We start from the raw sequence: 1750 nt of genomic DNA, 5'->3' as shown, positions 1-1750 counted from the left end.
TCAGAATTTATTCAGAATCTAATTCTAATTTTGAATATGAAAATTCTCATCATAGAAGACGAAAAAGAATTGGCTTATGCTATGGGCGCCTATCTTGCAGACGAAAATTATCTGTGTGAATTGGCGTTTACCTTGGAAGATGCCCGTCAAAAACTGGCATGTCATACCTATGATTGTGTTTTATTAGATTTAATGCTTCCCGATGGCAGTGGATTGGATTTGTTGGCAACCATGAATCAGCAACAGCGAACAGAGGGAGTAATCATACTTTCGGCCAAAAACTCGGTTGAGGACAAAGTGAAAGGGTTGCAGTTAGGAGCGGATGATTATCTCCCAAAACCTTTCCACCAATCCGAGTTGCTGGCCAGAATTTACTCAGTGATTCGAAGAAAGAATTTTAATAATCTGAATACCGTCCAGTTTGAGGAAATAGAAATAAATCTTTTGTCAAAAAACGTAAAAGTTAATGACCAAGAAATCAATCTGACTCGCAAGGAATTTGATCTATTAATGTTTTTTATCAGTAATAAAAATAAGGTTATCTCCAAAAGTGCCCTAGCTGAATATCTTTCGGGCGATATTGCCGATATGTTTGATAATCATGATTTTGTGTATGCACATATCAAAAATTTGAAGAAAAAACTACTTGAAGTTGGCGGAAATAATTACTTGAAAACACTCTATGGTGTAGGTTACAAATGGGAAAAATGACCAAACTCCTCGATAAGCCCCTAAAGGCATTTACGATTTATGCTTTTGTGATTCTGAGCTTGAGCATCCCTGCCTATTATTGGGTGGTCGAAACAGTTTGGCAAAAAGAACTCGACGAACACAATCTGATTATCAAAGAACGTATCGTTTCGCAATTGCAAAATTTGTCGCTCAATCAGGCACAATTTGATAGCGTGATGCACATCTGGAACGTACTACAATCAGGTACAAGGATTTTTCCTGTAAAAAAAGTAGGTTATTCTGCTGATAGTACCTATCTGGTCATGCGGGAAAACAAACTTAAAACGCATACCGAAATAGATCGCTTCAGGGGATTAGCAAGTTATGTTCGATTTAAAGGTAATACCTACAGACTTTGGATTGAAACTAATGTAGAGGAGGCCGACGAAATCGTATATATCATTTCGGTGGTATCGTTATTCTTTTTTGTACTACTAGCTTTAGGGTTCATTTTCTTGAATAGAACTATCGCCCAAAAAGCTTGGCGTCCCTTTGAAAAAACCTTAGGACAACTCAAAAGCTTTGAGCTATCATCAACCGAGACAATAGACTTTGAGAAAACCGAAATCCAAGAGTTTGAAGACCTTCATAATACCCTTCAAAAGATGCTCTATGCGGCAATTAGTGCTTATAAACAGCAAAAAACGTTTATCGAAAATGCCTCGCATGAGTTGCAAACACCTTTAGCAATATTAAGATCAAAAGTAGATTTGTTTTATCAATTACCAGAACTCAATGAGGCTCAATTGCAGGTGCTTGAGGGTATCGAAAAGCCACTTGCTAGAGTTTCTCGCATTAACAAAAACCTTTTGCTCTTGGCAAAAATTGAAAATCACCAATTCGAAAAAGTAGAAATACTCGACGTTGGAAGTATGATAAATGATATTTTGGAGCTTTTACAAGATTATGCCGAAAGCAAAAACTTAGCAATTCAGGTAAGATTGAAAGCTCGTCCAGATATTAAAGGCAATAGGTTTTTGATAGAAACTCTTTTGTATAATTTGTTGACCAATGCCAT

The 1750-nt window shown here is 36.7% G+C and carries 2 protein-coding genes; both read left to right on the top strand.

Features of this window, described 5'->3' with window-relative positions:
- The coding region (locus tag ACOVQ4_RS21410) for a response regulator transcription factor (RefSeq protein ID WP_421822636.1) at nt 1-711 on the top strand (711 nt) is incomplete at its 5' end.
- Nucleotides 708-1750, top strand: a 1043-nt coding sequence (locus tag ACOVQ4_RS21405) for a sensor histidine kinase (RefSeq protein WP_421822635.1), incomplete at its 3' end; no start/stop codon positions are given. The genes ACOVQ4_RS21410 and ACOVQ4_RS21405, both read left to right, overlap by 4 nt.

It is taken from the genome of Flectobacillus sp. (assembly GCF_049240685.1).
GTDB lineage: Bacteria > Bacteroidota > Bacteroidia > Cytophagales > Spirosomataceae > Flectobacillus.
This window is presented reverse-complemented; position numbering and strand designations above follow the sequence as displayed.